Below are 25,532 nucleotides of genomic sequence, written 5' to 3'. Positions count from 1 at the left end.
CTATCTTTTAGGAAAACTTTCAACTAATTTCCGAATTCTACTAAAATTTTTTTCGAAAATCTTCATATATTTATCTTAACATTTCTAAAATTTTCATAAATGATGATAAGCAGTGGAATTTTCTATCAGCTACTGTTACAAGAATAACTTTCATTATCTATATATAAAATAACTCACTTAAAAACTGAACGTTTTTATTTTTTGATAATATAATATTCGTAGATAACTCTTTTAATATAATTTTACCAAATTTTCTGAAATTTTCAATCATTTTTAGTAATAGTTCCATTTTTATTTTTAGGTCTAGGAATATAAAAAAACTCAAGAGTAAATCCTGAGTTTTTGGTTGATTTTTAAGATAAGATATTCATAACTGCGACACTGACATCGTCAATGGCATTTTCTTGGTTAGAACGGCTATTAGTTACTAACATTTCTAGGTTTCCTGCATTTTCATAGTAATAGGAAGCCCCTTTGGCATTGAATACAACCAAGAAGTGCTCTTCAATTCCCTGAATCTCGTAGACAATCCAACCACTATTTTCAATGGCTGTGTGAACAAAGACATGACGGTAGACTTCTTCATAGGTAGGGTATGAAAAGGCACTGTTTTGTGTTTTAAGTCGGATAATCTGACGAACAAACTCGATACTATCTTGACGCTCATTGATCAAATCCCAGTTGACTTGGTTGACGCTATCAGGAGCATTGTAACTATTCATAGCTCTCTCACGATCTGCGTGAGTCAACTCGCCATTTTCTCCTGTAGCTACAAGCTTGGTACGGCCAAACTCTTGCCCCAACTCCATGAAGGCCATCCCTTGCATGAGAAGGTTCATGGCTGTCGCTGTTTCTACTTTCTTCATGATACGTTTTTCACTCTCCGTTGGATGAAGGGTTTTAAGCAAATCATGCAAATTGTAGTTATCGTGGGCTTCTACATAGTTAAGAACCTGATTGGGGCTGAGGTAAGAACCCAGCTCTCGGCTTCCAAGGATAGCCTTTGCGACGATCGGCTCAGTTCCAGCACCACTGACGAAACCAGATTTGATAGAACCATAGACTTCACAACCTTTAACCGCATCACGTTGATTATCATTAAAGAATCCAATGTTTGGCAATTGATAGGCATTATCTTTCTTAGCCTTATCATAAGGAGCAAGACCAGTTCCCATATCCCATCCTTCTCCATAAAGGATGATTTTAGGATCGACTTCGTCCATAGCCCAACGGATCATCTGCATGGTTTTAATGTCATGAATTCCCATCAAGTCAAAGCGGAAACCGTCAATATTGAATTCTTTTACCCAGTAGAGAAGAGAATCAATCATATATTTACGGAACATTTCATGCTCACTGGCAGTTTCGTTACCGACTCCTGTTCCATTTTGGTAGGTTCCATCATGGTTCATTCGATAGTAATAATCAGGAACCGTTGTTTGGAATGGTGCATCAACGGTTGAGAAGGTATGATTGTAAACAACGTCCATAATAACACCGATACCAGCATTGTGATAAGCTTGGACCATGGCTTTCAAATCACGGATAGCTTGACCTGGATCATTTGGATTTGTAGACATGCTAATTTCTGGAGCATTGTAGTTTTGTGGATCATATCCCCAGTTATAAGTTACATTTCCATCAGCATCGTATTCTTTATGACGATCAGCAATTGGTTGCAACTGAACATAGTTGACACCAAGTTCTTTGATGTAATCAAACGCAGTCGATTGACCATATTGGTTAACTGTTCCAGTTTGCGCTGCACCTAAGAAGGTTCCTCTTAATTCTGGCGCAACACCAGATGTTTCAGACTTAGTTAAATCACGGATATGCATTTCATACACAACTGCCTGGCAAGGATTTTCCAAACGCCAAGTTGCTTCTGTACCATGCTTAACCTCAAAACCTTCGACCTGACGATCTTGGTTTGAGACAATGGCTGAACGTTTTCCATCAGGACTTGTCGCTATTGTATATGGATCACGAGTTAATGACTGGTGATGAGGAAAGTCAATTTGGTAGTGGTAAGCACGACCTGCTAAGCTTTCTGGAACTGATAAACTCCAAACACCAATTGTATTATACTTGTGACTATAGGAGTAACTATTTCCTCGCTCCATTTCAAAGGTTTTAAGGATAGGTGCGTCGTTACTTGCAGATTCATAGACTACTACTTGGACAGATGTAGCGGTTGGTGCCCATAGGCTAAATCTTGTTTCAGTTTCAGAAACTTGACATCCCAACTCTCCTTGATAACCCCAGTGGTGGTCAAAACTAGCACTATTGATTGCTTTGTCGAAGGCAAAAGGATTTTGGTCTTTATAATGAGTACTTGCAATAGCTGGATTTTCAGAATAATAAACTGTATCATCTCCATCCAAAATCCAAACTTCTGTCAAAAGTGGATAGTAATTGAAGCGAATAGGATATTCTTTGCTGACACCATCTTTTTCAACAGTAAAAGTCATGGTCTCAAGAGCTACTTCACTCGATTGAGTCAGTGAGAATTTTGCTCCAAAATATTCTTCCTCTTTGATAAGTTCTGCTGAATCTAGAGGCTTTATGCTGAAACTGCAAGCCTCGTAAGCCTCATCTTTACGATGATAATGAATAAGTACAGGATAATTGTACATGGTTCTCCCTAATTTCTAAATTAAATTTGATTTTATATGTGACTAATAATTTATTGATTAAGTGCCTCACGATTCACAAAAAATTCAATGTGATTATGGCACACTTCCAAATCTACTGGTGTTTCGCCACCGTGTTCTCCATCAAGATTGAGCATAAAAGGCTCTTCATGATCCAAAGTTTCAATTCGGAGTTTACTCGTTTTAAGGTATTCAACATTGATATCTGAAACGTGTTGGCCTCCGTTCATGGCCTGAACTAGCAGACTCAACATATCTAGTATTTTATCCGTCTTTACGAGAATTAGCGTGAAATTGCCATCATCCAGTTTGGTATCAGGTGCGAATTGCTCAAATCCACCAATAGAATTGGTCAAGGCAACAAAGACAAGAGAAACTTCTCCTGTAAAAATTCCCCAATCATGGTAAATACGAACAGGACGGACTTTGGATTTTGGAAACATCTCGAAGCCTTTAGCAACGTAGGCCAGATAACCCAAACGCGTCTTTAGTTCACTCGGAACACTAAAAGTTAACTCCGTAAGAGTTCCTGCCGCAGCAATATTGATGAAATACTTATCACCAAAGGCACGACCAATATCGATTTGCTTGGTTTCATTTTTAGCAATAATCTTCGCTGCAGCAACTGGATCCCCCATAGGGATTTTCAATGCTCTTGCATAGTCATTAGTAGTTCCAGTAGGAATGATGGCTGTCTTTGGACGATGTTCCAGAGGTGCAATTCCATTAACCACTTCATTGATAGTACCATCGCCACCAGCTACCAAAACCAAATCAAAGCCAGCTTTTGCAGCTCTTTCTGCTTCTTTCTGGGCTGATAAGTGTACAGGTTTGGTCTGAAAAGCACTAGTTTCATAGCCTAGTCCTTCTAACACTTCTAAAACTTCTGCGATATTTTGCTTGATAATTTCCTGGCCTGAGGTCGGATTATAAATGAGACGTGCGCGTTTTTTTACTTCTTTCATAGCTTACAAACTCTCAAGCCAAGCTTCATCACGAATCTCTATTCCCAGTTCTTGTGCTTTTTGGAGCTTGCTTCCTGCATCTGCTCCTGCTACAACAAGGTCTGTTTTTTTCGACACACTACCAGTAACCTTGGCTCCTAGACTTTCTAATTTATTTTTAGCTTCTGAGCGATTCAAACGCTCTAGCTTTCCTGTCAATACGACAGTTAAACCAGACAAGGCTGCATTTGCTGCAACTGTCTGTCCTTTGTAGTCTAGATTAACACCTGATTCTTTCAATTCCCTTAAAAGGATTGCAGAACCCTCTGTAGCAAAATAGGTCTGTAGGCTTTGAGCAATGACACTCCCCAAACTTTCAATATTTGCAATTTCTTCAGGATTGGCTTGTGCTAGCGATTCGATTGAGTGGAAGTTTTGTAAAAGCAACTGACTTGCCTTACTTCCTACATGACGAATCCCCAAACCAAACAAGAGTTTTTCAGCAGAATTTTCTTTGGATGCTTGAATAGCCTGGTAGAGCTTTTGAGCAGATTTTTCCTTGATACCATCTAGCAAAAGCAAATCTTCCACAGTCAAGCGATAAATATCTGCAACATCCTTAACCAAATTGGCAGCAAATAATTTTTCTACGATTGATGGGCCAAGGCCAGAGATATTCATAGCATCACGCGATGCGAAATGCGTCAAACCTTCCTTGATTTGAGCAGGGCATCGTGGATTGATACAACGAAGAGCCACCTCATCTTCAAAGTGTAATAGCTTACTCTCACAACTTGGACAGTTTGGTGGAATATCTAGTTTTTCCTCCGACACACGTTTAGACTCCACCACTCGTAGAACAGCTGGTATGATATCACCCGCTTTGTAGACAATGACTGTGTCATCCTTACGGATATCCTTTTCAGCGATATAGTCGACATTATGAAGAGTTGCACGACTTACAGTTGTACCTGCAAGTTGCACTGGAGTAAGATTAGCAGTCGGAGTCACAACTCCTGTACGCCCTACTGTCCAGTCAACAGAAAGAAGTTTCGCTTCTTTTTCTTCTGCTGGGAATTTATATGCTACTGCCCATTTAGGTGCTTTGACTGTAAATCCTAGTTGCTCCTGACCAGCTAGATCATTGACCTTAATCACAACTCCATCGATATCATAAGGCAACTGATCTCTTTCTTGACCAATTTCTTGAATAAACGCCCAAACCTCATCCATACAATGAGCTAATAGACGTCTTTGATTAACTACAAAGCCTAATTGTTCTAAATGTTTCAAAACCTTCTCTTGACTATCCCGAGTTGAAGGACTAGCTTCCTGATAAAGGAAGGTTGCAAGATTACGTTTGGCTACTACTGCTGTATCTAACTGGCGAAGTGTTCCTGCAGCAGCATTTCTTGGATTGGCAAATTCTGGCTCCCCGTTTTCTTGACGAGATTGATTGACCTGGTCAAAAGAAGCTCTCGGCATATAACATTCACCACGAACTGTTATATCTATTTTTTCAGATAATGATAAAGGAATGTCTTTCACTCGTTTAAGATTTTCAGTGATGTTTTCACCAATGGAGCCATCACCTCGAGTTGCTCCAGCAACAAAAATTCCCTGCTCATAAGTCAAGGAAATCGATAAACCATCAATCTTCAACTCACAAATATAAGTGACATCATCCAATTCTTTACGAATACGCACATCAAAGGAGTCGAGTTCTTCACGTGAAAAAGCATCCTGCAAACTATAAAGAGGATACTGATGACTATATTTCTCAAATCCATCAAGAATCTTTCCACCAACACGATGTGTCGGACTTTCTGGCAAGACTTGGTCAGGATGAGCTTTTTCTAACTCTACCAGTTCACGATAAAGACAGTCATACTCACTATCAGATACAGATGGATTATCACTTGTATAATACTCTGTCGCATAGCGATTGAGCAGTTCAACGAGCTCTTTCATTCTTTCATTCATAGAACCATTTTACCATAAAAAGGACTCTATAAACAATACTCAAGCTCTAAAAAAAGAAAATGAGAAGGATATTTCTATCACTTCTCATTTATTTTTATTTTTTACGATTCAAAATAGCATTCAAGACGATGGCTACTGTACTTGCAATGACAATACCATTTGAAAAGAACATTTGTAATTCAGTCGGTAAAGTATTGAAGAGATTGCTTCCGTTCAATCCTACCCCAGCAGAAATAGAAACTGCTGCAATGAGGAAGTTGTGTTCATTGTGCTCAAAGTCTACACGCGCCAAGATTTGCATCCCTTGAAGAGATACAAAACCAAACATGACGAGCATTGCTCCACCAAGAACAGGGCTAGGAATAATCTGAGCCAAGGCACCAAACTTAGGCAAGAGACCAAGTAAGATAAGGAAACCAGCTGCGTAGTAGATTGGCAAACGAGTACGAATACCTGAAAGTTTCACCAAACCAACGTTTTGTGAAAATCCTGTATATGGGAAGGTGTTGAAAAGTCCACCAAGCAGAACTGCGAGACCTTCAGCACGATAACCATTGCGAAGACGAGTGCTATCGATTGGATCTTTAGTAATATCAGAAAGGGCAAGATAAACACCAGTTGATTCTACCATAGATACAGTAGCGATAATACACATCATGACAATAGAAGAAATCTCAAATTGCGGAGCACCGAAGTAAAATGGAGTTGGGATATGAACGAGTGGAGCTTCTGCTACTGGTGAGAAATCAACCAAGCCCATTGTTGCAGCGATAATGGTACCTGCAATCAAACCAATCAAAATTGAAATAGATTTGATAAATCCTTTTGTAAAGATATTGACCAAAAGAATAATGAGGACTGTAATCATGGCCAAGGCTAAACTTTGTCCAGTTGGTTTTTCAACGTTATTTCCCATATTTCCGATGGCAACAGGAATCAAGGTCAAACCAATCGTCGTAATGACAGATCCAGTTACGATTGCAGGGAAAAGATTGGCAACCTTAGAGAAGATACCTGAAATCAGGATAACATAAATCCCTGAAGCAATCAAAGCTCCGAACATAGCACCGCTACCATGACTCTGACCGATCATGATAAGAGGAGCAACAGACTGGAAGGCTACCCCAAGAACAATAGGTAAACCAACACCAAAATGTTTATTGAGTTGCAATTGTAAGAGAGTTGCAACCCCACACATAAAGATATCTGTTGAAATAAGGTAGGTCAACTGTTGAGCTGAATACCCTAAAGCACTTGCAATCATGATTGGTACCAGGATTGAACCTGAGTACATGGCTAGCAAGTGTTGCAAACCAAGAACGGCTGCCTGTGAGTGGTTTTCCTGTTGTTTCATTAGATGTCTGCCTCCTTAAATATAACTTTTCCATTTTCAAAACGCTCTAATCGCGCGAGTGATACTACTTGATGGCCTGATTTTTCTAGCAGTCCACGACCATCTTGGAAAGATTTTTCAATCACAATTCCGATAGCTTCAACTGTAGCACCAGCCTGTTCAATAATCTGAATCAAACCATTAGCTGCTTGACCATTAGCCAAGAAATCATCAATAATTAATACTTTATCTTGAGGAGATAAGAACTTACCTGCAATAGATACGGTACTAGTTACTTGTTTAGTAAAAGAATAAACTTCAGCAATCAAAATTCCTTCATTCATAGTAATATTTTTTGCCTTCTTAGCAAAAATCATGGGTACATCTAACTGTTCAGCCACATAAAGGGCTGGGGCAATTCCAGATGCCTCAATGGTTACGACTTTGGTAATACCAGCATTTTTAAAATGCTCTGCAAAAGTACGACCAACCTCGCGCATCAAGGAATAATCAACTTGGTGGGTTAAGAAGGAATCCACCTTAAGAATATTCTCACCAAGAACGTTTCCGTCCTTTAAAATTCGTTCTTCTAATAATTTCACAATAACCTCCGAAATAAAAAGAGACTTACCAAGTAAGCCTCTAGGAAATAAAGAAATAGATTTAACACTTATCCTTATATCTCTGCAGCTTACTCATTGTTAGGTATTTACGGTACCTTGTAGAAACGCCACGCCAATTCGCGGCATAAATAAGTAATCATATTTTTAGTGAGCATCACCATTCCAGATAGAGTTCTTCACAATGACATAGTCAACGTGACGAAGATCAGCAACCTTACGACCTCCAGCATAAGAAATCGAACTTTGCAAATCCTGTTCCATCTCAGTTAAGGTATCCTGTAAATGCCCTTTGGCAGGAAGAAGGATTTTTTTACCTTCGACATTCTTATAGGCACCTTTTTGGTATTCTGAAGCCGAACCATAGTATTCTTTGAATTGTTTACCATCAACTTCAACTGTTTTACCAGGACTTTCGATATGACCTGCAAATAGTGAACCAATCATAACCATACTTGCACCAAAGCGAATTGATTTGGCGATATCACCATGTGTACGGATACCACCATCGGCAATAATCGGTTTACGCGCAGCTTTCGCACACCAGCGAAGGGCCGCTAACTGCCAACCACCAGTACCAAAACCAGTTTTTACCTTAGTAATACAAACCTTACCTGGACCGATTCCGACCTTAGTAGCATCTGCACCAGCATTTTCAAGTTCACGCACGGCTTCTGGAGTTCCAACGTTTCCAGCAATGACAAAGGTATCTGGCAATTCTTTCTTGATGTGCTGAATCATTGAAATAACGCTATCAGCATGACCATGAGCGATATCAATAGTGATGTACTCTGGTGCATCATCCTTTAATTGACTAACAAAGTCATACTCGTAGTCTTTAACACCTACTGAGATTGAAGCAATCAAGCCCTGATCGTGCATACGTTTGACAAAAGGAATGCGTCCCGCTTCATCAAAACGGTGCATGATGTAAAAATAGCCACCCTTGGCAAGCTGTTCAGCAACATCTTCATCCAAGATAGTCTGCATATTAGAAGGAACAACTGGCAACTTAAAGGTATGTTTCCCCAAGGTCACATGTGTGTCAGCTTCTGCTCGACTTTGAAGGACACACTTATTTGGGATTAGCTGAATATCTTCATAGTCAAAGATTGGAAATTCGTTTAACATATTTCTCTCATTTCTCTTCTTTAGACTTTCCTAAAGTTAGGAATAGTCTCGTCTTTTCCAGACAATTACTCTAACAAGTTTACAGTAATGTCCGTTTTTTGTCAATTATTATGACTGAAAACAAATAATGTTCGTGTTTTTTGTTTTCAATCAAGGAGATAACTAGACATTTACCCTGAATTTGTCTTACCTTTTAAATTTCTAACTAGATTTTCGATAAAGATTTTTTCAAAGGACTCCATCTTCCTGACAAAATCTTGATAGCTTTCAGCTTGTCCAGGGACTTGGATAGACCATTTCTTCAACAGGGCTCCATAACCTGCTAGCTTACCTATCTCATTATCAACTACCTTTTCCTTGCTGGGAAAAACAAGTCCAGCCTGCTCAGCTTTTAAAATATAAGAATAAGAAATCAACTGGAACAAGTCTTCACGATTGATTCCCTTTTCAGTCAATTCCAGTTTTTTATATTTAGCATCTAGTACGATTTTATGGTTTTGATGATAGAAATCTGGAAATACTTTTCGTTCACGGTCAGAAAATACTGAAATACCGTCTGTCTTATCCTTATTTCGTGGATGGGTGAAATCTTTTGGCAACAAGGTATAAACATACTCTTCCCAAAGCCAGGCAACATCAAAAAGAATACCATGGATTTTTTTCTCTTGGTATCCTAAACCATGCTTTTCTCTATTTAGGATCATCAGGCAAAGCTCTTGCAACTTTCTGTACTCTCGAAAATAGGCATGACGAAGAGGTTTGGTTTGATTTAGTCTGATAATCTTAGCTCGATTAGCTAGTTTATAAGTGGGTGTTACTCGCACGATTTCTGCCACATTCTCACGACTAGTTGAGAGATTTTCAAGAACTTCTCTCCCTATACTTTTCTGATTCTTCATATACTCGATTGTGTGACGGATCAGCTGCATGAGGGGATTATCATAGGTGAACTCTCTCGTTGTGTAGGCAACATTTCCCGTGAAAGAAAGATTTTTCTTGAGATGATTTCCTACATCAATCCCTCCCTTAACATGACAGTCGTTATGTGAAAATCTCTGGTATTCCTTATAAAGACCTTTTCGGAGAGCAGCTTGCAAATACTTGGGAAAGAGATACATCAAAAGTTGATAGAGTCTATCTTCACGCGATAAAGCAATATCTAAACTAGTGAGATTGATATGAAGAACCTTTTGCAAAAGATAATGTAAAAAATAGTCATCACTTTCGTTTGAAAAGCGAGAAGAAATGGTTAATCTCTCCTGGCCATAACCCAGAAAACCAATCACATTTCCCGTCTTAATTTTCTGATTGACTGTTTCCAAAATCTTTTGATCCTTATCCAAATCTGGAGAATATTGTAGGTCATTTGGAAAAATAAAGATATTATCTTCTTGAGAAAGATTATCTAGTGTTCTATCTAAGAGAAGTTGGCTTATTTTGGGATATTCTGCAACAAAGTCTTCTTTAATAATCTTATGCTGATTATCAGTGATCCGCATTTTCATTTCCATCGCCTTCATTGTTATCAGTAACTACCTGATCTTTTTGTTCATTGCTTGTCTTGTCAAAGGCCTTTTTCAAATTTGCTAGAGTTTCAACTTCCTCGTAAGAACCGCGCAAGTAATCTTCCAAGAGTGGTTTCAGATAATCAGACCAGAGTAATTCATAGTCAAAATTCACTTCCTCCAATTTAAGGAAATAACTTGGTCCGATATGATAATGACTGTTTAATTCCTGAACCTTTTCGATGGCAGTATTCAAATTTCTTAGGCGGGTTTTAGCTTCTTCCGCTTTATCGCCAAGAGTATTATCGAGCATTCCTAGTTGGCTTTCAGCAGTAACTTCAACAAAACGGAAACGACGGCGCATTGCAAAATCAAAAGTATCCACCGAACGGTCAATATCATTCATAGTTCCAATGATGTAAACATTCTCAGGAATATAAAATTTGTCATTAGTCTCATGTAAATTAGAGTACTGGGTAGAAACACTTCCCTTTTCACCACGATAGCCAGGATCAATAGAGAAAAATAGTTCACCAAAAATCTTAGAAATCTCACCACGATTGATCTCATCGATGATGAAGACGAATTTTTTGTCTGTATCAACCTCTGTTGGGGAAAGGTAGTCTTTCAGACCAAATCTCTTTCTCAATGTTTCTAGGACAGTTCTTCCACCACTTTTGTAGTATTCTTGCTTATTATAATTTTTATCTTTATACAACTCGTAAACATATTTGCGAGGTAGTGACCATCCTGGAACACCACTATCATAATTTACTGACAAATTTTGTCTACTATTAACAGATAAGTAAGATGTTTTTGTTATATATTCTTTTTCTTCAGCAACATTTATATATTCTAAGTAAGAATCCCAAGCATGGTCAAAATTGTCTTGTCCTCCAATCAATTGGGCTTCTTTTGCTTTCTGACAAAAATCTTTAAAAATACCATCCTGTAGCTTAAACTCAATAGCTCCATCCCCATTTGATACTGGTCTTAAACCCTCCACAAAGTCTGTATAATCATAAGAAGGATGAAACTGTACAAATCCGATTTGGTCTTCGTTGCCATCCGTTAATTCTTTGGCAATTTCTTTAGCAAGATAGGTTTTACCTGTACCAGGAGCACCACGGAGGATGAGGTTTTTGGATTGTAGTAGAGTTTGACTCAATGGATGATAAACCTTATATTCTAGAGACATTTTTTCTTCTTTCTTTTCATTTTCGTCTAAAAATTGTGTTGAATATTCAAATAAGATACTTCCCAACAATGATGGTTCCAGCTCAGGATACTTTTGCAATACGAGTTGACAAATCTCATGATTCTGAAGATAAGGGCCCCCTTGATTTTTTTGAGGAAGTAGCTTGTCCCAGAATCTCTTTTGACTATTAAGATTTATACCTAAGAAAGAATATCCCTCAGAATAGATACAAAGAAGTTTTGTAACAACTGCAGAACGCCCAATAAATTCATTCTTTGAATTTTTCATGTCAAAGATAGGATTATTGAAATCTAATTTTCTACCAGCTTGAATGATCTCATACAAATCCGATTTTAATTTGTTAAATCGGTCTTCTAGTTCTGATTCTGGAATGATTTTATTTGCTTGATTCTTATAGCTTTTAGTATCCTCATTCCAATAAATACCAAATTTTGAAGAACCTCCTCCACCAATTCCCATAAATAAGGATTTGTATTTTCCCCTCTCAAGACCGTAGCAAAAAGAATTGCTTTGAGCTCCTTTCCCAATGACATATTCATCGATAGACATGTTTAAAATTCTATCAAGAGACCACTCTTTAAGAAATTCTTCACGTAATTGTTCATTGTAAATACTATATTTAGATGCATCTTCTCTTAATCTTATTTTATTTTCTTGGTACCAAGCATAAAAATCTTCCAAACTGACTTTTCTTTTCAGCATCAATCTTACTCCTTTTATAATAATGTTCGAATAAAAAACTATATATTTCATATATAGAATATCATATCTATTAAAAAAAGAAAAGAAATTCTAAAGAAAAAGCCCAGTGTTAGGAGCTTCAATATCTCTTAACACTAGACTTCTTTTCAATCTTAATAATACTCACCCTGACGGTAGTCCCATGAGTTAAAGGTATCTGATAAATGCATCATGATTTTATCAATGTCAAGCCCTTTACGGATAACGACTGGTGCTGGTGAGGTTGATCGTGCTCCTCCTTGTTCTGGGATTAGTTTGCCGTCTTTATCAACCATAGACACCATCACACCTTGCTCGTAGCGCGTTTCAATCGTTTTGTCAGGTTGGATTGAAGCAACGTAGTCATCTGCCTCGATGACAAGATCTACTGCTCCTTCGATGCGTTCCCCGATACCTTCTACCTTACCACGATTTCCTTTTCCAGAAGGATTTGCAGATGAAGCGTAGACCATTTTTCCTTCTTCCCACAGTTTAGCAGCCAACTGTTCACCAGCTTTACCAAACTTGATGACAAAACAGCTAGTACCACGAACGTCTGTCATGAGTTCTTCACGGCCATCACCGTATCCTTTCAATTTCTCAAAGGCTTCTGGTTTCCATGGAAGGATACAACCTAGAAGAATATCTTCGTCCCAATGTTTTTGGTAGAAGGCTTCAATTTCTGGATTGAGTTGTGCTAAAGCGCGAAGCTCATCCATGCTACCACAAAGTACAACACCTGGTTTGTTACGGTTACGTTCTTTAGCTTCAAATTTGCGTTCAAGACCTGCCTTATCGCTAGTCATGATAATGTAACCAACTTTTGTAGGGCATACAATGCACCCTCCCTCACCTTTTAAAATGTCATAGCCTTCTTGTGAAAGTGTTCCGTTCCATTGAATGTGTTTTGTCATAATTCTATAGTTCCTTTTCTATTTTTTTCTAATCCTGCCAGTAGACTGGTCGTTGTTTTTCATAAGCAGCAATCAAGTCTTCATACTGCAAAGTAATACCGATATCATCCAAACCATTTAAAAGCTTGTGTTTCCACTCGCTATCGATTTCGAAAGTGAATTCTCCGACTGGTGAGATGATTTTCTGTTGTTCCAAGTCCACAGTTACCTGATCGGTCGGTTTGAGTTGGGCTAACTTTTCTCTAACCTCCCTAGGCTGAACAATAGGCAACATGCCATTATTGAGTTCATTATTGTAATGAATGTCCCCGAAAGATCCTGCAATCACGACCTTAAAACCATAGTCTGCTAGAGCCCAAGCTGCGTGTTCTCTCGAAGAACCTGCCCCAAAGTTATCCCCTGAGATGAGGATACTGGCTTTTCGGTATTCAGGTCTGTTAAAGGCAAAGTCTGGATCCTCAGTGTAGTTATCGTCCAGATAACGCCAAGCATACATGAGGTACTTACCAAAGCCTTTTTTATCAATTAACTTGAGAAACTGCTTGGGAAGGATTTGGTCGGTGTCAATGTTATCATTCATGAGAGGAACAGTCGTTCCCGTATAAACTGTAAATTTCTCCATATCCTCTCCTTACTGGGCTTCTGGCATCTGCCGAACATCTACGAAACGCCCTGCTATAGCTGCCGCAGCTGCCATGGCTGGACTGCAGAGATGGGTCTTAGCACCAAATCCCTGTCTATCTTCAAAGTTTCGGTTACTGGTTGAAGCACAGTGCACGCCATCAGGTACCTTGTCTGGATTCATCCCTAGACACATGGAGCACCCTGGGTCTCTCCACTCAAAGCCAGCATCCAGAAAGACCTTGTCCAAGCCCAACTTCTCAGCCGCTCGTTTAACAGGACGAGAGCCTGGCACTACGATTGCTGTTAGATTGGGAGCAATCTTCTTCCCTTTGACAAATCGCGCAGCCAGTTGCAAGTCACTGAGACGAGCATTGGTACAAGATCCAATAAAGATATAGCCTAGTTCAATGTCCGCTGGCTTTTGACCAGGTTCCAAGTCCATGTAATGATAAGCTCGTTCATCATTCATATCCTTAATTTCTGGAAAACTACTGTCAAAGTCAACGCCCATAGCAGGATTGGTTCCCCAGGTCACCATAGGTGCCAAGTCAGAGACATCCATCTGGATAACCTTATCATAAACAGCATCACTATCACTGACAAGGGTCTTCCAGTCGGCAACTGCCTCCTCGAAATCCTCTGGAACACATTCTCGTCCTTTGAGATAATCATAGGTAGTTTGATCTGGATTCATGATGCCCATCTTAGAGCCAAACTCGATGGACATATTGCAGATGGTCATTCGCTCTTCCATGGTCAGAGCATCAATCGCTTGCCCACGATATTCCACCACATAGCCTACACCACAAGCAACGCCGTACTTGGCAATCAAGGCGAGAATGTAATCCTTGGAATAGACTCCTTTTTGAGGAACACCAGTGAATTCTACCAACATTTTCTTGGGTTTGACTTGCCAGAGAGTCTGGGTAGCGAAGACATGCTCGACTTCACTGGTCCCAATCCCAAAGGCGATGGCTCCGAAAGCTCCGTGAGTAGCTGTGTGGCTATCTCCACAGACGATGAATTTTCCTGGTTGCGTCCGTCCTGTTTCTGGACCTACCATGTGAACAATCCCCTGCTTTTCAGAACCGTGGGCCGCATGTTCAATCCCAAACTCCTCAACATTTTCAGCAAGCTTATCAATTTGAGCCTTAGAAATCACATCTCGAATATCGTAGATATTGACCGTTGGTACATTGTGGTCAAAGGTCCCAAATGTCAAGTCTGGTCGTCTCAGTCTGCGACCTGCATCTCGTAATCCTTGAAAAGCTTGGGGACTAGTCACTTCATGAATATAGTGCTGGTCCACATACATGAGTTGGGGCTGCCCCTCTTCTCCTGTGATGACATGGCGGTCCCATAATTTATCAAAAATTGATTTTCCTGCCATCCATTACCTCCAAATAAAATATAAGGCTACTAGTGTGGTCACCATCCCAAGAAACCAAACTGTTTTAAAATACCATTTTCTCGTCTTGTGGTGAAAGGTGATTCCTGCCAACCAGGCACCAAAACCACCACAAGTAAGAGCCAAAATGAGTAAGATTTTCTCTGGGATGCGCCAAGCACCTCTTCTTGCCTTGGATTTGTCAATGCCATAAATCAAGAAAATCAGCAAATTCCAAAGCAAGAGGGCAAGAGTTATTCCTTCATTTATTTTCATAGTCTTGCGATTATGGCTTCTGTCATTTCCTTGGTCGAAGCCTGTCCTCCAATATCTCTCGTTAAAATTCCTGCTGCCAAACTGTTCTCAACAGCATGTTCGATACGCTCCGCATCCTCATAACGTCCAAAGCTATCTCTCAACATCATAGCAACTGACAAAATCATGGAGATAGGGTTGGCAATTCCTTGACCTGCAATATCAGGTGCCGAACCATGAATAGGTTCATAAAGACTTGGACCTTTTTCAGAATGACTAGCTGATGGCATAACCCCGAGTGTACCTGATAGAACACTTGATTCATCAGATAAGATATCTCCGAAAAGATTCTCTGTCACAATAACATCAAATTTGGATGGATTTGTAATCATGAGCATGGCAGCCGAGTCGACCAGCTGGTGCTCCAGAGTTACATCGGGGAAATCTTTAGCGACTTCTTCAGCCACTTTCCTCCAGAGTTTTGATGTTGCCAAAACATTTTGCTTATCGATACTAGTAACGATTTTTCTGCGATTTCTTGCGATTTCAAAGGCTTTGCGAATAATCCGCTCCACTTCCTCATAGCTATAGTCGTTGATATCACGCGCTTTGCGCTCTTTAAGGATATGATCTCCAAAGTAAATCCCGCCTGTCAACTCACGCACCACGACAAAGTCTACACCAGTTATTCGTTCAGGTTTGAGAGGCGATAAGTGCTTAAGACTATCAAAAATTTTAACTGGACGAATATTGGCATAAAGATTAAGTTCCTTGCGGAGTGCCAAAAGCCCTTGTTCGGGTCGAACTGTAGCATTATCATACTGAGGACTACCTATTGCAGCAAGGAGAATAGCGTCCGCTTCTCTAGTAGCCTTGAGTGTTTCGTCTGGCAAGGGGTGTCCTGTAACATCAATACCTGCACCTCCAAAAGGTCGTCTATCTATCTCATAGTCAAAGCCTGTTTTTTCGGATATAGATGCTAGAACTTCTAAACCAGCTTCCATGATTTCTGGGCCGATACCATCACCTGCTAGGGCAACTATTTTTCTTGTCATAGCTTTCTCCTTTACACGCTAGGCATGTCGCGATAGGAAACTGTTGTTCCCATTTCACCAGCATTCTCTTTTTGAACAAAGGTATTGGCATTGATGTAGGCAATAGCTGAAGCTTTCAGCACATCGAAATCAAGTCCAGCTGCGTTAAAGATAGTCTCTGTATCTCTGTTTTCAACAGTGACCAATACACGTGCCTGGGCATCAATCCCATCAGTTACCGCATCAATCGTATAGGATACTAAGCGAACCGATTGATTAAAGAATTTATCAATAGCGTTGAAAATAGCTTCAACAGAACCTTGACCTGTCGCATTAAATTCAACTTCCTCACCATCAAAATTGGCTAATCTAACTGTCGCTTCAATTTCATTTTCCGCATGAGTTTGAAGTTGTAAATCATCAAAGTGGAAACCTTCTGGATTTTCAACCATGGTTCCAGCTACTAGAGCACGAATATCCGCGTCTGTGACTTCTCGTTTCTTATCTGCAAGTGATTTGAATTTGTCAAAGAGTGGCTTGATATCCTCTTCTGTGAAGTCTAAGGCCAGTTCTCTCAGTTTCTCTACAAAGGCATGGCGACCAGATAATTTTCCAAGCGGAAGACTATTACTCTTTACACCCACCAATTCTGGTGTGATGATTTCATAGGTAAGTGGGTTTTTAAGAACTCCGTCTTGGTGAATACCTGATTCGTGAGAGAAGGCATTGCCTCCAATAACCGCCTTATTTTTTGGAACTGGAATTCCTGAGAAGCGAGAGACCATTTCGGACATATTAATCGTTTCGTTTAGGACGATACTTGTCTCTGATTGATAATAATCTTGTCGAATATTGAGAGCCACTGCTATTTCTTCTAGAGCAGCATTCCCAGCTCGTTCTCCAATACCGTTAATGGTTCCTTCAACTCGTCCTGCCCCATTTTTAACAGCAGCAAGGCTATTTGCAACTGCCATTCCAAGGTCATCGTGACAGTGAGGCGAATAGATAATCTGACGGTCGGTTTTAACATTGTCAATCAGATACTTGAAGATATTCCCATATTCCTCTGGTGTGGTAAAGCCAACCGTGTCAGGAATATTGATATAGGTTGCCCCTGCGTCTACCGCTGTTTGAACGACTTGTAGGAGAAAATCTAGCTCAGTTCTAGTCGCATCTTCAGGAGAGAATTCTACCACTTCAAATTTACAACGTGCATAGGAAACATGCTCTTTAATAGCTTCCAAGATTTCCTCTTTGCTTTTATTCAACTTAAATTCGCGATGGATAGGACTAGTAGCGATAAAAACATGGATTTGTGGATACTTAGCATCCTTAAGTGCTTCATAACAAGCGTCAATATCTGATTTAACAGAGCGAGCTAAACCAGTCACCGCTGTTTTCTTCAAGACTTTTGCAATTTCCTGAACTGCAGTAAATGAGTCAGGACTAGCTGCTGGAAAACCAGCTTCAATTGCCGAAATTCCCCATTTTTCCAGTTGTCTTGCAATGGCAATCTTTTCCTTAATAGAAAAATTAACACCTGGTGTCTGCTCACCATCTCGAAGGCTAGTATCTAGAAATTCAACTATTCTCATAAGATTTCCCCTTTTCTAAATTTGGTTTAAAAAAACATCTCGCTCGGAGTTCCAAGCGAGATGTTGATTTACTCCCGCTTGGTAAGCCAAACAGGACTAATGCTTCTGCACTAGCCCGAGTACCTCAACAACAAAGCAAATTGATTAAACTTAGCTGTTTTCATGTTTGACTTTCTCCTTCGTTTGATATCTTGTTTAGTATTTTAGCATAGGAAAAAACACATGTCAAGAAAAAATCCAATATTTTCTGAAAATTTCTTCAGTAAAGAATATTTTGCTAATTGAAAGTATTTGAAAAATCAAGTAAATATAATTACTTTTTCAAGGTCAAGTTCCAGCTTTTTTCGATCAATTCTAGCATCTCTTCATCTGATAAACTATCATCCAGTGGCACACTAATCCAGTAGCGCTTGTTCATATGAAAGGCTGGATAAATCCCTTTTTTTACCAACAAATCAGATACTTGATCATGTTTGAGATTGACTGCTTCCACTAATCCTTCTCTGCCCTTTTCAAGCTTATCCCAAGAAATCTTCATAAGAACCGCATACCACTTCTGATTATTTTCATGGCGTAAAATCGCAGTATCAGGAGATTTCTCCCATAAGTATTCTAATTGATTTTCATACTTTTCTTGAACACGAGTCATGATTCTCTTGGTCTGAGGATAGATAAAATCCTGCACATCAAAACAAGACTTTCGAATGTCATAAAGTACTTCTAAACAAGCCTCTCGAACAGTTCCAACAAACGTACCTCTCATACTTGCCATATGAACTTGAGGATAAAGATCGCCAGTTTCTTGGTCATAAACTTGAAAACTTAAGTCTCCACCCTCAACTGTAACCATCATGAGAAAATCTCCATGCAAGATAGTCGAACTATTGTTCCATACGCCTTGATTTTCTACAAAGCCATACTCTTTAGCCTTTTTACTATTAAACTGATAAGCTTTAAAAATTTCAAACATAAGCGAAAACTGCTACCAAAAGCTAGCAGTTCCTTTCTATTTTTTAAAAGACAACCTTAGTTCCATGTAATTGTGTTACACCCAGTTGGTCGATAAAGGTTTGACGGTTGTCCATGTCAATCCCTCCACCAGGTAAAATTTCAATTTTTTCTGCAGCGTGTTCCAGAATTCTGTGATAGTTCGCAAAACGTTTCTCTAGAGAATCGCCAGATACACCAGCACGAGTCAGAATGCGTGTCACTCCAGCTTGGCTGAGCCAATCAATGGCTTCTAACTGATCCTGTTCGCTCAATTCATCAAAAGCCATATGGAAAACAATTTCCATACCTTTAGATGCAGCAATCAATTTTTCAAGATTAGCCTTGTCCAACTTCTTATCAGCTGTTAAAACTCCAAAGACAACCCCCTGACTTCCTGCTTGAGCAGTTAGACGAATATCCTCAAGCATGATGGCAACTTCTAAATCATTGTAGACAAAATTACCACCACGTGGACGAATCATAGTCATGATGGTCGTATCGTAGTCGGCCGCCAGCTCCACAGCTGCCTTGGTCACTCCGTAGCTCGGTGTTGTTCCACCAACTGCTAGATTATCACAAAGCTCAATGCGACGAGCTCCTGCCTGCATCGCTTTTTCAAGCAAGGTTACATTTTCAGCACAAAATTCGTAAATCATTTGATTCTCCTTGAAGATTACTTTAAATTTATTATATCATACTATTTCGAATATGTTTTTATTTTTATCAAGGAAAATCGTTACTTATTAAAGCTATTCTTTATCAGGAATCACCTTAAAAAGATAGTAGGTAATAAAGATGGTTAAACATCCCAAACCGATTTTGACTGGTAAAAGAGGCGCAAAATAAATAGAAATTCCCATCAGGATATAAATCGATACAATAATTTTTTTCTTACGTTCACGCGCAATAGACTTGGTCTCACGAAAGTCCGCTACGTAAGTCTGATAAAGTTTGGTATGATAAAGCCAATCTTCAAAACGCTTAGAAGATTTGGAAAAGCAAGCAATGGACAACAAGAGAAAGGGTGTTGTTGGCAAAAGTGGTAAAACTACACCTACGAGAGCTAGAGCTAACGAGATAAAACCAATACTGAGATAAATGAAACGCATATCTTCTCCTAGTTTAGAATAATCATTTACTAGTTTCCCACATTTTAATGAATTTTGTCAAGCCTTTTCTAAAAAGAGCCTGAAATTTATTTTCAGGACTCATTTTTTTATTTGATTTTTTCTTCTTCGTAATCACCATTGCTACAAACGATTTGCTTACCGCCACCACGTACTTTTTTCTCCATGAGGAAGTTGCCACATTTTGGACAATCTCGTCCAACAGGCTTATCCCAGGAAGTAAATTCACATTCTGGGTAACGATTGCAACCATAAAAGATACGATTACGCTTGGTTTTGCGTTCGATGATTTGTCCTTGATGACAGCTTGGACACTCGACACCAATCTCCTTAACAATCGCTTGTGTATGACGGCAATCTGGGAAATTGCTGCAAGCATAAAACTTACCAAAACGACCTAACTTAATCACCATCGGACTACCACACTCTTCACAATCAAATCCTGCTGGCTCATCCTTGATTTGGATTTTTTCCATTTCCTCTTCGGCTTTGGCAACCTCTTTAGAGAAGGGTTTGTAAAATTCATCAATGACTCGTTGCCATTGTTCTTTACCGACTTCGACATCATCTAGTTTACCTTCCATTTCAGCTGTAAAGGTCACGTTGACGATATCTGGGAAGTATTCAACAATCAGTTTATTGACAATTTCTCCCAACTCTGTCGGTTCAAAACGCTTAGCTGCCAAACGCACATAATAGCGCTTTTGAATTGTTTCAATAGTGGGTGCATAAGTTGATGGGCGACCAACACCATTTTCTTCCAAGGTCTTAATCAGTGTCGCTTCCGAATAACGGGCTGGTGGTTGAGTGAAGTGCTGCTCAGGTTTACTATTGACCTGTTTGACAACATCACCAACTACCATGTCCGGCAACATCTTATTCTTATCTGAATCATTGTGAATGGCCAAGTAACCATCAAATTTAACCTGACTGCCATTTGCTGCAAATTGAACTCCATTTTGAGAGAGCTTAACAGCCATGGTATCAAAGATGGCACCAGTCATCTGACTCGCTACAAAACGGTTCCAGATAAGGGTATAGAGTTTGAGTTGGTCTTTGTCTAAGTATGTAGCAATTTTTTCTGGCGTGTTAAAGACACTTGATGGGCGAATAGCCTCATGGGCATCTTGGGCACCAGAAGCATTCTTAATCTTGCTTCCATGCTTAGAATATTTACTACCAAAACGTTCATTGATATAGCTTGCAGCTTCATTTTGTGCAACTGGACTGATACGAGTTGAGTCTGTACGCATATAGGTGATCAAACCTTGGACGCCCGTACCAATATTAATCCCTTCATAGAGTTGCTGGGCAACCATCATGGTCTTTCGAGTACGGAAATTGATCTTGTTAGCTGCATCCATCTGCATAGTTGAGGTAGTATAAGGGAGTGGAGCGTTACGCCTGCGCTCTTTTTTATCTACCTGATCCACTGTAAAGTCTTTGCTAGATAGGTGAGACAAGACTTCTTTGACCTCTTCATTACTAGTCAATTTCATCTTCTTGCCATTCATTCCATAGAAGGATGCTTGAAATTGCTTAGTCCCCTTTTTGAAGACTCCATCAATAGTCCAATATTCTTCTGGTTGAAAAGCATTGATCTCATTTTCACGGTCAATGATTAACTTGAGAGCAACAGACTGAACACGGCCAGCTGACAATCCCTTTTTGACCTTCTTCCAAAGAATTGGTGAAATGGAATAACCTACCAAGCGGTCCAAGACACGACGAGCCTGTTGGGCATCCACCAAATCCATGTCAATCTTACGAGGTTCTTTAAAAGCATTTTTAACCGCATCTTTTGTAATCTCGTTGAAAACAACACGGTTAGCATCATTTTCATCTAGATCGAGAATATGAGCTAAATGCCAAGAAATTGCTTCTCCTTCGCGGTCCGGGTCACTTGCGAGAAAGACTTTACTGGCTTTTTTAGCTTCTTTTTTCAAGTCATTGATCAGAGGACCTTTCCCACGAATATTAATATATTGGGGTTCATAATTATTTTCTACATCGACTGACATACTGGATTTTTTCAAATCACGAATATGACCAACACTGGCTAAAACCTTATAATTTCTACCCAGGTATTTCTCAATCGTTTTAGCCTTTGCAGGCGACTCCACGATTACTAGATTTTTTTTAACTGTTGATTTTTTTTTCTTTGTTGCCGTAGCCACAGTATCACACCTTTTCAAAGTAATAAACTTTATAAAGTGTAAACCATTTTTAAAAACCTGTCAAGACTTAACTCTTATATATAGAAGAAAAGTTTAACCGATAGAACCTTACTAGTTCTTAAAATTCAAATTCTGCTAGCACATCCTGACCACTCGAAACAAGTTTTGCACCTTCTTGAACCAAGTGATGACAACCATCTGAACGACCATCTAAAATGCTACCTGGAATAGCAAAAACATCTCTTCCTTCTTCCATAGCTCGCTCACAGGTAATCAAACTACCGGATCTCATCTTTGCCTCAGCAACGATAACACCCATACATAGGCCAGCAATAATCCGATTTCGTGCTGGAAAGTGATATTTCAAGGGTTCTTCACCAGGTCCATATTCACTCAGTAGCAAATGATATTCACCGATGTAGTCCTGCAGTCGTTTATTAGATCGAGGATAATAGACATCCAAGCCAGTCCCTATAACTGCAATAGTTTTTCCACCACCTTGAAGAATAGACATATGCGCTGCAGTATCAATCCCTCTAGCAAGGCCACTGACAATGACTAGTTCATTCTCCAGTTCTTCAATAACCTTGCGGACCGATTTTGTCCCTGTTTGACTACAAGAGCGACTGCCTACAACTGCAATCTTAGGCAACTTTAAGAGATTTAAATCGCCCTTATAAAATAACAATACTGGAGCATCATAGATTTCACTGAGAGCAAAGGGATAGACATCGTCTAGGATGGAAAATGAGGGAAATTTTTCAAAGTCACTTCTTAATCTCTCCATACTTTCAAAGGTGAGTTTATGGTAACGTTCGATAAAAACCACTGGATTTCTACACTCAGATGCTTCTGCGATGGTCTCTAAAGTCAATTCCTGATCATAAATTTCTCCATATTGAAGAACCTTTAGAACTTGTTGATTACTTAGACCTGCTTGTTTTAACTTATAAATCTCAAAATTATCAATCTTAATTTCCATGATAGACTCCTTATTTTTCTCTCTATCTATTTATTCGTAAAAAAAAGAAAAAAACTTCCCAACAAATTGACTTGTTTAGGAAGTTTCTATTATTAATAATGAAAATTTTAGTAATCAGGACGAAGAACTCCGGTGACAGTTGCCTTGGTTGCTTCGTAATCCCCATCAATAACAACCTTGATAATGCGTTTAGCATCCTCTTCAGGCGCAGGAACCAAAGGTAGACGAGTTGGCCCTGCTTCGAATCCCATATAGTTGAGTACTGCCTTAACAGGTGCTGGACTCGGGTAAGAGAATAGAGCATTAACTTTAGGAATAAATTTACGTTGAATAGCTGCCGCTTTCTTCATATCACTTTCTTCGATTGCAGTGAACATTTCATGCATCTCATCCCCATTTGTGTGGGAAGCAACAGATATAACTCCGTCTGCACCAAGGTTCATAGCATGGAAGGCATCTCCATCCTCACCAGTGTATACCAAGAATTCTTCTGGCTTATGCTCAATCAAGTAAGCCATATTGGCAAGGCTGGTACATTCCTTAACACCAATGATATTTGGATGTTCCGCCAAACGAAGTAAGGTATCTGGAGTCATTTCTACAACTACACGACCTGGAATGTTATAGATTATAATAGGTAAATCAGAAGCATCTGCAATAGCTTTAAAGTGTTGGTACATACCTTCTTGGGATGGTTTATTGTAGTAAGGAACAATCGCAAGACCAGCCGCAAAACCACCAAACTCTGCTACCTCTTTGACAAACTCAATAGAGTCACGTGTATCATTGGTACCAACACCAGCGATTAAAGGAACACGGCCATTGACAACCTTTTGAACAGCCGCAAACAACTGCAACTCCTCATCGTGAGTCAGAGTCGGACTCTCAGCAGTTGTTCCTGCTAGGAGAATTCCGTCTGTATGATGTGCTAATAAATGTTCAATCAACTTTGGAATGGCATCGAAATTGATTGACCCATCTTCATGAAAAGGAGTAATAAAGGCCGTGATAATTTTACAATCTTTTAAATCTTGATAAGACATACAAAACACCTCTCTATTTTAAAGAAGGAGTTCAAACGAACTCCTACACATTATTTCAATTCAAATTTTAATTCAGTTGTTGGGCGTACTAGACCACGTTCGTGAAGTGTTTCTGCGATTTGAACTGAGTTCCAAGCAGCACCTTTTAGAAGATTGTCTGAAACTACCCACATATGAATACCTTTTTCTGCATCCAAGTCTTTACGGATACGTCCAACGAATGTATCACGTGAACCAACAGCATTTACTGCTTGAGGATAGATTTGGTGAGCAACGTCGTCTTCAAGGACCGCACCTGGGAAGGCAGCAATTGCAGATTTCACTTCGTCAATTGGTGCCACTTCTTTAGTTTCAATGTAGACTGACTCAGAGTGAGCTGACAAGACTGGAATCCGTACACATGTTGCTGATACGGCAATGTTATCATCTTCCATGATTTTCTTGGTTTCGTTTGTCATCTTCATCTCTTCATAGGTGTAGTCATTGTCAGTGAAGACGTCGATTTGTGGAAGAGCATTAAAGGCGATTGGATAGTGTTTCTTATCTCCACCTGAAGGCAAGATTTCCGCATGCAAATCACGTGGATTCACGCCATCATTCAAGACTTCACGCAACTCACGTTGGGTTTCTAAAATTGCTCCCATACCAGCACCTGAAACTGCTTGATAAGTTGATACGATGATACGATCCAAGCCCCATTTTTGACGTACTGGCTCAAGAGCTACCATCATTTGAATTGTTGAACAGTTAGGACAAGAGATGATTCCGTTGTGAGCATCAAGGGCGTGAGCATTCACTTCAGGAACAACCAATGGTACATCTGGATTTTGACGGAAGTAAGAAGTGTTATCTACGACGACTGCTCCTGCTTTTACAGCATAAGGTGCGTATTTTGCAGAAGTTGATCCACCAGCTGAGAAGAGAGCTATATCAACCCCTTCAAAAGCATCTTCTGTTGTTTCTTCGATGGTCACATCTTGACCCTTGAATTGTAAGACCTTTCCTGCAGAACGTACAGACGCAAGGTAACGAATCTTATCGATCGGAAGAGTTGATTCTTCCAACATTTTGATCATTTGAGCACCAACTGCACCCGTAGCGCCGACAACAGCAACTGTGTATCCCATAACAAACCTCTTTCGGAATTTTCTAAAAATTTCTATAATAGAAACATTATACTACTTTTTACCAAAATTGAAAAGTCTTTTTCCTATCTATTTTCTGAAATTGTCAAGAAAAGGCGGTGGGACAGAAATCGATAGACAAAGTCTCGATTTCGTAGTCCCAGCCCCGCG

21 protein-coding genes and 1 riboswitch are annotated in these 25,532 nt (G+C 39.6%); all 21 genes read right to left on the bottom strand.

Features of this window, described 5'->3' with window-relative positions:
- Nucleotides 1-353: 353 nt before the first annotated feature.
- On the bottom strand, nt 354-2,636 hold the full coding sequence (gene pulA / locus ADH90_RS00725) for a type I pullulanase (RefSeq protein ID WP_049529537.1): 2,283 nt from the start codon (nt 2,634-2,636) through the stop codon (nt 354-356).
- Nucleotides 2,637-2,686: 50 nt separating this feature from the next.
- Nucleotides 2,687-3,619, bottom strand: coding sequence for a diacylglycerol kinase family lipid kinase (locus ADH90_RS00720; protein WP_049529536.1), 933 nt, complete (start codon nt 3,617-3,619; stop codon nt 2,687-2,689).
- Between the two features lie 3 nt (nt 3,620-3,622).
- Entirely contained in the window at nt 3,623-5,581 is a 1,959-nt protein-coding gene (gene ligA / locus ADH90_RS00715; protein ID WP_049529535.1) for an NAD-dependent DNA ligase LigA, read from the bottom strand.
- A gap of 94 nt (nt 5,582-5,675) precedes the next feature.
- Nucleotides 5,676-6,935 (bottom strand): nucleobase:cation symporter-2 family protein, encoded by a 1,260-nt coding sequence (locus tag ADH90_RS00710; protein ID WP_000813114.1) that lies wholly within the window; start codon nt 6,933-6,935, stop codon nt 5,676-5,678.
- Nucleotides 6,935-7,516, bottom strand: a complete 582-nt coding sequence (locus ADH90_RS00705) for a xanthine phosphoribosyltransferase (RefSeq protein ID WP_049529534.1) — start codon at nt 7,514-7,516, stop codon at nt 6,935-6,937. Before ADH90_RS00705 ends, ADH90_RS00710 begins: the two co-directional genes overlap by 1 nt.
- A 76-nt stretch (nt 7,517-7,592) precedes the next feature.
- Nucleotides 7,593-7,689: riboswitch (purine riboswitch) on the bottom strand.
- The gene (gene guaC, locus ADH90_RS00700) at nt 7,682-8,665 is read right to left on the bottom strand and encodes a GMP reductase (RefSeq protein WP_049529533.1); all 984 of its coding nucleotides are present in this window, start codon (nt 8,663-8,665) and stop codon (nt 7,682-7,684) included. (Overlaps the previous riboswitch by 8 nt.)
- A gap of 170 nt (nt 8,666-8,835) precedes the next feature.
- Complete coding sequence (locus ADH90_RS00695) at nt 8,836-10,164, bottom strand: McrC family protein (RefSeq protein ID WP_049529532.1); 1,329 nt, start codon at nt 10,162-10,164, stop codon at nt 8,836-8,838.
- The gene (locus tag ADH90_RS00690) at nt 10,151-12,091 is read right to left on the bottom strand and encodes an McrB family protein (protein WP_049529531.1); all 1,941 of its coding nucleotides are present in this window, start codon (nt 12,089-12,091) and stop codon (nt 10,151-10,153) included. Before ADH90_RS00690 ends, ADH90_RS00695 begins: the two co-directional genes overlap by 14 nt.
- Nucleotides 12,092-12,243: 152 nt before the next feature.
- Nucleotides 12,244-13,023 carry an L-threonylcarbamoyladenylate synthase gene (locus tag ADH90_RS00685; protein WP_000160512.1) on the bottom strand — a complete coding sequence of 260 codons (780 nt, stop codon included), beginning with the start codon at nt 13,021-13,023 and terminating at the stop codon, nt 12,244-12,246.
- A 28-nt stretch (nt 13,024-13,051) separates the two neighbouring features.
- Nucleotides 13,052-13,645 carry a 3-isopropylmalate dehydratase small subunit gene (gene leuD / locus ADH90_RS00680; RefSeq protein ID WP_049529530.1) on the bottom strand — a complete coding sequence of 198 codons (594 nt, stop codon included), beginning with the start codon at nt 13,643-13,645 and terminating at the stop codon, nt 13,052-13,054.
- A gap of 9 nt (nt 13,646-13,654) precedes the next feature.
- On the bottom strand, nt 13,655-15,037 hold the full coding sequence (gene leuC, locus ADH90_RS00675) for a 3-isopropylmalate dehydratase large subunit (RefSeq protein ID WP_049529529.1): 1,383 nt from the start codon (nt 15,035-15,037) through the stop codon (nt 13,655-13,657).
- A 3-nt stretch (nt 15,038-15,040) separates the two neighbouring features.
- Complete coding sequence (locus tag ADH90_RS00670) at nt 15,041-15,310, bottom strand: DUF1294 domain-containing protein (RefSeq protein ID WP_049529528.1); 270 nt, start codon at nt 15,308-15,310, stop codon at nt 15,041-15,043.
- Nucleotides 15,307-16,344 carry a 3-isopropylmalate dehydrogenase gene (leuB, locus tag ADH90_RS00665; RefSeq protein ID WP_049529527.1) on the bottom strand — a complete coding sequence of 346 codons (1,038 nt, stop codon included), beginning with the start codon at nt 16,342-16,344 and terminating at the stop codon, nt 15,307-15,309. The genes ADH90_RS00670 and leuB overlap by 4 nt, the downstream gene beginning before the upstream one ends.
- A gap of 11 nt (nt 16,345-16,355) precedes the next feature.
- Nucleotides 16,356-17,918: a 2-isopropylmalate synthase gene (locus ADH90_RS00660; protein ID WP_049529526.1), complete on the bottom strand. Its 1,563-nt coding sequence runs from the start codon at nt 17,916-17,918 to the stop codon at nt 16,356-16,358.
- Between the two features lie 313 nt (nt 17,919-18,231).
- A complete protein-coding gene (locus ADH90_RS00655; protein WP_049529525.1) occupies nt 18,232-18,888 on the bottom strand; it encodes an MmcQ/YjbR family DNA-binding protein in 657 nt (218 codons plus the stop codon).
- 43 nt (nt 18,889-18,931) lie between these two features.
- Entirely contained in the window at nt 18,932-19,564 is a 633-nt protein-coding gene (locus ADH90_RS00650; RefSeq protein WP_049529524.1) for a copper homeostasis protein CutC, read from the bottom strand.
- Between the two features lie 93 nt (nt 19,565-19,657).
- Nucleotides 19,658-20,017 (bottom strand): YbaN family protein, encoded by a 360-nt coding sequence (locus ADH90_RS00645; protein WP_049529523.1) that lies wholly within the window; start codon nt 20,015-20,017, stop codon nt 19,658-19,660.
- 107 nt (nt 20,018-20,124) lie between these two features.
- Nucleotides 20,125-22,212, bottom strand: a complete 2,088-nt coding sequence (gene topA, locus ADH90_RS00640) for a type I DNA topoisomerase (protein ID WP_049529522.1) — start codon at nt 22,210-22,212, stop codon at nt 20,125-20,127.
- Between the two features lie 118 nt (nt 22,213-22,330).
- A complete protein-coding gene (gene dprA, locus ADH90_RS00635; RefSeq protein WP_349675269.1) occupies nt 22,331-23,188 on the bottom strand; it encodes a DNA-processing protein DprA in 858 nt (285 codons plus the stop codon).
- A gap of 113 nt (nt 23,189-23,301) precedes the next feature.
- Nucleotides 23,302-24,237 (bottom strand): 4-hydroxy-tetrahydrodipicolinate synthase, encoded by a 936-nt coding sequence (gene dapA, locus ADH90_RS00630; RefSeq protein ID WP_000121596.1) that lies wholly within the window; start codon nt 24,235-24,237, stop codon nt 23,302-23,304.
- Nucleotides 24,238-24,287: 50 nt separating this feature from the next.
- Nucleotides 24,288-25,364 (bottom strand): aspartate-semialdehyde dehydrogenase, encoded by a 1,077-nt coding sequence (locus ADH90_RS00625; RefSeq protein ID WP_049529520.1) that lies wholly within the window; start codon nt 25,362-25,364, stop codon nt 24,288-24,290.
- Nucleotides 25,365-25,532 lie beyond the last annotated feature (168 nt).

The sequence above is a fragment of the Streptococcus pseudopneumoniae genome, assembly GCF_001073085.1.
GTDB classification, from domain to species: Bacteria; Bacillota; Bacilli; order Lactobacillales; family Streptococcaceae; genus Streptococcus; species Streptococcus pseudopneumoniae_M.
This window is presented reverse-complemented; position numbering and strand designations above follow the sequence as displayed.